The organism is Sphaerospermopsis kisseleviana CS-549, from assembly GCF_028329225.1.
GTDB classification, from domain to species: Bacteria; Cyanobacteriota; Cyanobacteriia; order Cyanobacteriales; family Nostocaceae; genus Sphaerospermopsis; species Sphaerospermopsis kisseleviana.
The window spans coordinates 1-8,911 of record NZ_JAQMTI010000046.1 but is presented as its reverse complement, the minus strand read 5'-3'; the positions used below and the strand labels follow the sequence as shown (position 1 = coordinate 8,911).

The window sequence follows — 8,911 nt, the reverse complement described above, 5'->3', positions numbered from 1 at the left end:
GAGTTAGGAGTTCTGGAAGTCAGGAGTCAGGAGTCAGGAGTCAGGAGTCAGGAGGAGATTTGAAAATTTCTTTGCCATCTCTTGAAATCCCAAAAATGCACACTTTTTCCGGTATACCCTTCAAAACCCTTGGACTAATTTCTGTGTTTATCAGCCTCTAACCTTTGATATATCAAGGTTTTAGGTTTATTCAGCAAACCCTACTTACTGTCTATCACCTGTTCCCTGTAACCTAATATCCGACTATTTTTGTCGGGTATGTTTGACGAGTATTTTGCCTCGTGTTAGTATTTTTTTCACAGTTGACGGATATACGGGGAAAGCTAGTTTATGACTCAGGCCATCGCAAACTTAAACAAAGCCAACACTTCCATATTGAAAGCACTCAAGTGTAAAGAATGTGGTGCAGAATACGAACTCCAAGCTACTCATGTTTGTGAGTTGTGCTTCGGTCCATTGGAAGTTAAATATGACTATGATGTTTTGCGTCAGTCTGTCAGTCGAGAAACTATTGAAGCTGGTCCTAATTCAATTTGGCGTTATCGTCAGTTTTTACCCGTTGCTACCGACAACTATATAGATGTGGGAACAGGGATGACTCCCTTATTGCGTTCTCATCGTCTTGCCCGTCGCCTGGGTCTAAATAAACTTTATATTAAAAATGATGCCGTAAATATGCCCACCCTGAGCTTTAAGGATCGGGTGGTGTCTGTGGCACTGAGCAGAGCTAGAGAATTAGGTTTTACAACTGTTTCCTGTGCTAGTACCGGCAACTTGGCAAATTCTACCGCTGCGATCGCTGCCTATGCTGGTTTAGATTGCTGTGTATTCATTCCTTCTGACTTAGAAGCTGGTAAGGTATTAGGTAGTTTAATTTACAGTCCCACCTTAATGGCAGTCAAAGGCAACTACGATCAAGTAAACCGCCTCTGTTCAGAAGTTGCCAATACACACGGTTGGGGATTTGTCAATATTAATCTTCGTCCTTATTATTCCGAAGGTTCTAAAACATTAGGTTTTGAAGTTGCAGAACAACTAGGCTGGGAACTACCAGATCATATAGTTGCACCTTTAGCTTCTGGTTCATTGTTCACCAAGATTTATAAAGGTTTCCAAGAATTTACCGAAGTTGGTTTAGTCGAAGGTAAAAAAGTTCGCTTTAGTGGCGCACAAGCAGAAGGCTGTTCTCCCATTGCTACAGCTTTCAAAGAAGGAAGAGACTTTATTCAACCAGTAAAACCGAATACAATTGCTAAATCCATTGCCATTGGCAACCCAGCAGATGGGGTGTATGCTGTAGAAATCGCCCAAAAAACAGGCGGTAATATTGAATCAGTAAATGATGCAGAAATTATCGAAGGTATCAAACTGTTAGCAGAAACCGAAGGTATATTCACCGAAACCGCAGGTGGTACAACCATCGCCGTGCTGAAAAAATTAGTAGAAGCTGGTAAAATTGATCCAGATGAAACTACAGTTGTGTACATCACTGGCAACGGTTTGAAAACCCAAGAAGCGGTACAAGGTTATATTGGTGAACCTTTGACTATTGATGCCAAACTTGATAGTTTTGAACGGGCGTTAGAAAGATCCCGCACTCTTGATCGCCTAGAATGGCAACAAGTTCTGGTTTAGTCGATGTCATTGGTAAATTACAATCAACCACTGACTTTAGGGGTTGAGCAATGCTAACCCCCTACCAACTCTCACTTGAAAACTAAAAACTAATTTTTAGACTATGGCCGTAACAGTTCTAGTTCCCACTGCTCTGCAAAAATTCACAAATAACCAAGCTGTCTTAGAATGCAGTGGTAGCAACATTGCTGAATTATTTGATTCTTTAGAGCAAGTTTGTCCAGGTATTAAGTCGCGTTTATGCAATGAAGAGGGGAAACCAAATCGCTTCTTAAACTTATACGTTAATAGCGAAGACATCCGCTTTTTAGGTGGAACAGCAACACCCTTAAAAGATGGTGATGAAGTGAGTATTGTTCCTGCTATTGCAGGTGGTTAAGCTACTGACTGATAATTTTCCGCCACAAAATAACTCATTATTTTCCTTTGTGTACTTTGCGAACTTTGCGGTTAATAAATCCCAAAAAATCTCAACAATACGAAGAAAATAAAGGGGGAGCATCCCAAATGTGTAAGTTTATTTTTCTGAGATCTCGCAATTCATTCAAGGCTTGATATGATTGAACCGCAAAGAACGCAAAGGACACAAAGTTAAGAGATTTTAAGAGGTTTTTGAGTGTGGCTGCGTTTATTTTTTCAAAATTGGGATGCTCGCAATAAAGGTGCGTCAGATATTAAATTCTGACACACCGTACAAGTACAAAAAAAGGTTAATTAATCAAAAAAAACCAAGATTAGTTTTGCAGCAAAATACTAAGCTGTCAATAATGCCTTTAAGTCTTCAGTTTTTAATCTTGGTCCGTAGGTTGTAACTACTTGAGAAGCTGCGGTAGATGCTAATTTTCCTGCTGCTTCATAACTCATACCGTGGGTAATACCATAAAGAAAAGCTCCTGCATACATATCACCTGCACCCACTGTATCCACAGCATGAACTTGATGTGCGGAAATTTCAATTAATTTTTCCCCATCAAAGACTACAGAACCTTTAGAACCACGAGTAATAGCAAATTTCTGGCTGAGAATTTTCAGTTTATCTACAGCTACCTGAAAATCTTCTGTTTCTGCTAAACCTAACGCTTCACTTTCGTTAGCAAAAATAAAGTCTAAACCAGGTCCGATGATATCTAATAAACCATCTTTGAAAAATTTTACCATGTTGTAATCAGATAGGGACATGGTGGTTTTGACTCCGGCATTTTTAGCGATATCTCTAGCTTGAATAGCTGCTGCTTTACCAGTGGGAGATGTGACTAAATAACCTTCGATATATAAATATTCTGAATCTGCGATCGCCTCTGGAACTAATTCTTGACTCGAAAATTCTCCTGTTATTCCCAAAAATGTATTCATGGTACGATCAGCATCAGGAGTAACTAATACTAAACATTTACCTGTAATTCCTGATTGCAAATCAGCATTTTTTAAGTTAGTATCTACCTGACAATTGAGTAAATCTTGAATATAAAACTCTCCAAATTCATCATTAGCAACTTTACAGGAATAAAAAGTTTTTCCTCCTAGTTGACTAATAGCCACTATTGTGTTTGCTGCTGAACCTCCACAACTTTTATGACAATGAAGATGTTTGAGATTGTCTAACATAAGATTTTGACTATCTTCATCTAGTAGTGTCATTACACCTTTATCAATGTTTAACTTTTCTAGCAACTCTGGAGATACTTCATATTCTATATCTACCAAAGCATTACCCACACCATAAACATCATATTTCTTACCCATTTTTAGCTCCTCACAAATTATTCTTTGTTATCTTATATCATGTCTGGTTGAACACTTATTATATCTGTTGAGGCTGGTAATTGGTAATTGGTAATTGGGTTATTAACTTCCTCCTGACTCCTGACTCCTGACTCCTGCTATATGTTCATCTGTGTTGAGTTAGTTGTTGTTGCCATTGTTGATAATTTTCGATATTATTTAAAACTATTTTCTGATAGGTTTCATTAATTAAATCAATGTTTAAAACCTGACCAAAATTATTTTTTCTTGTCACATACCAAAATTCCTTACCTCTGTTTGTATAATAAGTTCCGGCTTTAATTAATCCCGGTACAAAAGTACCAGGGGCGCGTAAATCTTTCAGTGTTTTTGGTGGTAGGTCTATGGTGACAGAGATAATATGATTTAGGGGTATTTGCCAAAGTTTGTGAAAGCGAATGGCTATAAGTTGTTCTGTTAAAGTAAATTCTATTTGCAAAGAGTTGTCTACAATACTTAATTCCATGATTCTTCCTTTTGATTACCAATCACCTCTTCCCCAATCACCAATTACCAACGCCAAGAATATGATATGTAAAAATAAGAATGACTGACTATAGCACAGTTAGATAAAGGATTGACCTGAGCAATGGCAGAAGAAACCAATCAAAATCAAGCAGAAACCGAAAAACCCGCTGCTGCTAAACCTGCGGCCAAGAAAGAAAAACCCCCCGCAGTGGAAGATAAACCATTTGAAGAGTTTATGCAGCAACATTATTTACCAGCTTTACAAAAGGCGATCGCAGATGAAGGAGTACCAGATGCACAGCTAAATTTTGCCAAGCAGAAGTATCCTATTATTGGCTTTGACTCAGCGGAAGAATGCTGGCAAATTATTGGTTCTTGGCAAAATGGACAAAAACAGTTTAACGTCTATTTCCCCGATGCAGACATTCAAGGTAAAAAGGGTTTTTCCTGTAACGAAGGTAAAAAACCCAGTACCCTAGAGTCATTCTTAATAGATGAGCGCAAAATTACCCTTGATTTATTGGTATCTCGCCTAGTTTACCGTTTAAACGGTCAAAAATGGCTAGGTAGAAATTAATTATCAATTGAAAATTGACAATTGATAATTGGTGTTGTGTGAGTGCCTTTTGGTGCTACATTTCGTGTAAATGGTAGGTAACGACTCCAGTGATGGGGTCGTTGTCTATTCCTATATAGCCGGATTTTAGCATTTCTTTTAGGATTTACAGGATAAAAACAGGATTTTTATTTTTGGGTTTTAATTAATTGGAATTTAGATAGTTTCAAGATCCCAGTTTATAACTTACATAACGATTCAAACTGACATTTTCTTCTGCTGCTTCTATCGCTAATTTTCGATGAAGTTCAGGAGTAATACGAACTTGAAATTTACCACTGTAGGTTTTTTCTGTAATAGGTTCTGGAATTTCTTCACCATTAGCTTCCATATCTAATACTATATCTTTGACCAAATTCGTAATACCTTCTAAAGCCAAATTACGATTTTCATGGAGATAAGATAAGCTAGGAAATTCAGCACATAATCCTACAAATTCTTGATCTTCACTTGACCAGGTAATTTTATATGTGTAGTGGTCGTAGTTAACCATTTTCCATTCCCTCAATTTTCTCAATGGCTGCTAAAACCTGCTTGACTTGATAAAATTTTGCTTTTCCATTCTTTTCTTGAATGTTAACTCTTGGATCTCCAAACCAAGGTGTTTTATAGACACAATGACTTGTTCCTTGCTGTCTAGGTTCTCCGAAATAATGATTACAAAGTTTTACTAAATTAAATCAGTAAATTTGACATCTTTAGGATTATTTTTTATTTCAGCTAAAAGTTTTTCAATTTGTGCCATAGAGAAATTATAGTACCACTATTGATACTATGTCAAGGAATATTCTGGAAATCCCAATTCCTTCATATTTATTGATAATTAACTAAAACTCAACCAACTAAACACTTCTTTTACCGTCAATTCTAAATTAATACCTTCAACTATTGGCAACTGATCCTCACCGTCATATAAATCAATTTTTTGCCCAGGAAACACAGCTAAAACACTTTCTTCTTCTGGGTTCATTAACCAACCTAATTCTGTACCATTGCGGGAACAATGTAATAATTTAGTTAATACCTTTTTTTGTTGTTGTTCTGGAGAAAGTATTTCTATTACCCAGTCAGGATGAATTTCAAAACGGTTGTTAATTTTCCCTGATGCGGTTTTAGGTATTCTGTCCCAGCGAAATACAGCTATATCCTGTACAATAGTATCTCCACCAAAAGTACAACGTAGTTCTGGGAAAGCATAGGCAATTTTTTGTGTTTCGGCTAATTGGTTAATAGTAGTACACAATTTAATCTGTAGAAGGCTGTGTTCACCCTGTGGCATTGGTTTTTGTATAATTTCCCCGTTGATAAATTCTGATGCTGGTTTAGTTTCTGGTAATTTCAGAAACTCATCTAGAGTAATTTGGAGTTCTTTTGTTATAGTCATAGTTATTAATGAATAATAATCTTCATTATATCATTAATAACATAAATTTGACAAAAATCACCAATCACCAATCACCAATCACCTAATTTTCACTCCGTTGCCAAATTTTAATAGTTTTATCTAAACTTCCACTAACCAACATTTCACCCGATGCAGTAAAAGTTAAAGCTGTTACAGTATCAGCATGACCAGAAAAAGTTCCTAATAATTCTCCGGTTTCCAAATGCCATAATTTAATAGTTTGATCAGCACTACCACTAGCAATAATTTGTTCATCAGGACTCAAAGTAACTGCATAAACCCCTTCTCGATGACTTTTAAGAGTGTGCATTAATTCCCCAGTTACTAAATTCCAAACTCTCACAGTTTTATCTTGACTACCACTAATTAAATATTTACCATTAGCACTCATAGCCAAAGAATTAACAATGTGAGAATGACCTATTAAGATATGTACAGGTTTAATTTCTTGCTGATTTCTATTATTAAATGAAGATGTTAAACGCCAAACTTTGATTTTGCGATAACTACCTGTCACCAAAATTTTGCCATCTTGACTTAATACCATTGAATGGGCTGCGGTATCATCTAAACATAAAGTATTTTCTACTAGGCGATCGCGCAAATTCCAAAACAAGATTTTTCTATCATCTCCACCAGTTGCTAAACTTTTACCATCAGGAGTAAACGCCACACAACGCACACTACCTTGATGTTTATGCAGGATATCAATTAAATCTAACGCCCCAGTATGCCAAATTTTAACCGTAGAATCAGCACCTACACTAACTAAAGTTTGTCCATCGGTACTAAAAGCTAAAGAATTAACTTCATCTACCACACCAGAAACAGACCAAGGATATTCTGCTAAAGTTTCAATTAATTCACCTTTAGATAAATCCCATAACTTTGTCTCACCACGACTACCACTAGCTAAAATTGGGATAGTTTTCACATTATGACCACCCAAATCTTTCACTGTTAAAGCTTTAATAGCATAAGCTAAACAGTTAATTCCTCGCGTGTGTCCTTTTAATGTTTGCCAACATTCCCAATCACCAATAATATGCTTTTGTGGATGTTCTGAAGGCAACGTCTGAATCACTTCCACCATCATTTTATGATCGGTGATGGATGAATCATATTTATTGCCATTTTTATTGCCATTGATAAATTCCAAATACCAATTTAAACCACCAGCATACAATAAACTACTCGGATGTAAATACAACTTTGGTTCGGAAAATTGAACTTGATTTGTAGGTAAAAAACCAGTGATCACTGTTTGTTTTTGATATCCTAACTTTGTATGTCCTGGATAAAACAAACACAAGAAAATTAATACTTGGTGGTTTTTCACATCTTCCTGTGTTACCGTCCAACGAATTTTATCTTTTTTAATGCCGTTAAAACTTTCTCCATCCGCTACGTGAACTTGTACACTGATTTGGGAATTATTACTTAAAATATAAGTAAACTTACTTTCACCGCGCAAATTTCCCTCATCATCCAAAACCATATTTTCTAAAGTGTCTTGTGGCACTTTTTTCACTAATTTACCCAAGCGTTCTATGATTACCCGATCTACAATTTGTTCACGCACAAGAAAATCTTCCGCTTGACTTTGAAAAAATTTAGGAAAGGGAATTGTCCAATCTGGTGGTTCAGGATATTCTGGAGGCATGGGTGGTGGATTTTTGGCCAGAATTTCTGCTTGTTTACGAGAACATTCCAGAATTTTTGCCAAAGAATCGCCCCAAAATACCATAATTTCACTGTGACAACCTTTGACTTGACCTTCCAAAAGAGATAGATCAATTGTCTTGGGTTTTTTCACCCTTTGCAGGAAGTCCGTTTGTTGCGCTTTGAGTAAACTAATCCAATCCATCTGCATGATAGTGACACACTATTGCATACCTAATGTAAGTTATACTAAGAAATTTAACCAATTTTATAACCTTTAGTGAAATAAAGATTAAGCAAATTTAACAATCTGAAAAATAGGAACTGATATTTACAGCAGATTGTCAGAAAATGAGATAAAAACAAATTTAAATGATTTCCATAAATTCTAACTAACTCTGAAAACATCTTACTGTTTCTAGAGCAACATTTATAGTCACTAAGAAGGTTTATGTCAGTAAATCAAAATCTTGGCTGATACAATCTTATATCAGGAATTTACCAAATTGAGCAAACCAGGATATATTAATTATTTGTGTAATCAAAGGATCTATCTGAGAAAATCACTATGTCAACTACATCTTACATTTTTGTCGCTGGAGCTAGTCGTGGTGTTGGTCAAGAAATCGCCAAATATTTGACAGCACACAATATGAAGGTAAAAGCACTCTTGAGAACAGAAGTAGCCGCTAAGGAATTAGAAGCTATTGCTGTTCATCCAGTATTCGGAGATGCTTTAAAAGTGGATGATGTAGAAAAAGCACTTTTAGGCAATGAACCTATCCAAGCTGTAATTAGTACCCTTGGTGGTTTACCTACAGATGGTGTCAAACCAGATTTTATTGGTAATAAAAATTTAATTGATGCCGCAGTCAAAGCTAAAGTACAAAAGTTTATTTTAGTAACATCTATTGGTTGTGGTGATAGTGTAGGTGCGCTTCCTCCTCAAGCTTTAGAAGCACTCAAACCAGTATTAATTGAAAAGGAAAAAGCAGAACAACACCTGATAAATAGCGGACTCAACTATACCATTATTCGTCCCGGTGGTTTAAAATCAGAACCACCTACAGGTAATGGTATTTTAACCGCAGATCCCCGAATTGTTGGTAGTATTCACCGTGCTGATGTTGCTGAATTAGTTTGTCGTTGTTTAAATTCTACTAATGCTAATAATCAAGTTTTGTCTGCATTAGATAAAAATATGATTTATCCAGGTTTACCAGAATTTGTAGAGTTTGATTTAGGTAATTGGTAATTGGTAATTGGTAATTGGTAATTGGTAATTGGTAATTGGTAATTGGTAATTGGTAATTGGTAATTGGTAATTGGTAATTGGTAATAGT

10 protein-coding genes are annotated in these 8,911 nt (G+C 36.1%); 4 read left to right on the top strand and 6 right to left on the bottom strand.

All coding sequences use genetic code 11. From position 1 onward, the window contains the following. The first annotated feature begins 330 nt into the window (after positions 1-330). On the top strand, positions 331-1,635 hold the full coding sequence (gene thrC / locus PN497_RS03445; protein ID WP_096571904.1) for a threonine synthase: 1,305 nt from the start codon (positions 331-333) through the stop codon (positions 1,633-1,635). Positions 1,636-1,738: 103 nt separating this feature from the next. Further along, positions 1,739-2,014 carry a MoaD/ThiS family protein gene (locus PN497_RS03440; protein ID WP_096571903.1) on the top strand — a complete coding sequence of 92 codons (276 nt, stop codon included), beginning with the start codon at positions 1,739-1,741 and terminating at the stop codon, positions 2,012-2,014. Positions 2,015-2,388: 374 nt separating this feature from the next. Here PN497_RS03440 and PN497_RS03435 read toward each other — a convergent pair whose 3' ends face one another. Then, a complete protein-coding gene (locus tag PN497_RS03435) occupies positions 2,389-3,378 on the bottom strand; it encodes an adenosine kinase (protein ID WP_096571902.1) in 990 nt (329 codons plus the stop codon). A 145-nt stretch (positions 3,379-3,523) separates the two neighbouring features. After that, positions 3,524-3,883, bottom strand: a complete 360-nt coding sequence (locus PN497_RS03430) for a hypothetical protein (RefSeq protein WP_096571901.1) — start codon at positions 3,881-3,883, stop codon at positions 3,524-3,526. Between the two features lie 123 nt (positions 3,884-4,006). On the opposite strand from PN497_RS03430, the gene PN497_RS03425 reads away from it, so the two are divergent. Beyond that, entirely contained in the window at positions 4,007-4,462 is a 456-nt protein-coding gene (locus PN497_RS03425) for a DUF2996 domain-containing protein (RefSeq protein WP_096571900.1), read from the top strand. A gap of 205 nt (positions 4,463-4,667) precedes the next feature. Here PN497_RS03425 and PN497_RS03420 read toward each other — a convergent pair whose 3' ends face one another. From PN497_RS03420 to PN497_RS03410, 3 genes are all read right to left on the bottom strand, one after another. After that, on the bottom strand, positions 4,668-4,994 hold the full coding sequence (locus tag PN497_RS03420) for a type II toxin-antitoxin system HicB family antitoxin (RefSeq protein ID WP_096571899.1): 327 nt from the start codon (positions 4,992-4,994) through the stop codon (positions 4,668-4,670). Between the two features lie 330 nt (positions 4,995-5,324). Next, a complete protein-coding gene (locus PN497_RS03415; protein ID WP_096571898.1) occupies positions 5,325-5,885 on the bottom strand; it encodes a Uma2 family endonuclease in 561 nt (186 codons plus the stop codon). A gap of 82 nt (positions 5,886-5,967) precedes the next feature. Further along, positions 5,968-7,779, bottom strand: coding sequence for a WD40 repeat domain-containing protein (locus PN497_RS03410; protein WP_096571897.1), 1,812 nt, complete (start codon positions 7,777-7,779; stop codon positions 5,968-5,970). Between the two features lie 357 nt (positions 7,780-8,136). Here PN497_RS03410 and PN497_RS03405 point away from each other — a divergent pair, with 357 nt between their 5' ends. After that, on the top strand, positions 8,137-8,823 hold the full coding sequence (locus PN497_RS03405; RefSeq protein WP_096571896.1) for an SDR family oxidoreductase: 687 nt from the start codon (positions 8,137-8,139) through the stop codon (positions 8,821-8,823). Here PN497_RS03405 and PN497_RS25725 read toward each other — a convergent pair. Continuing rightward, positions 8,809-8,901, bottom strand: coding sequence for a hypothetical protein (locus PN497_RS25725; protein ID WP_334310608.1), 93 nt, complete (start codon positions 8,899-8,901; stop codon positions 8,809-8,811). The genes PN497_RS03405 and PN497_RS25725 overlap by 15 nt on opposite strands. Positions 8,902-8,911 lie beyond the last annotated feature (10 nt).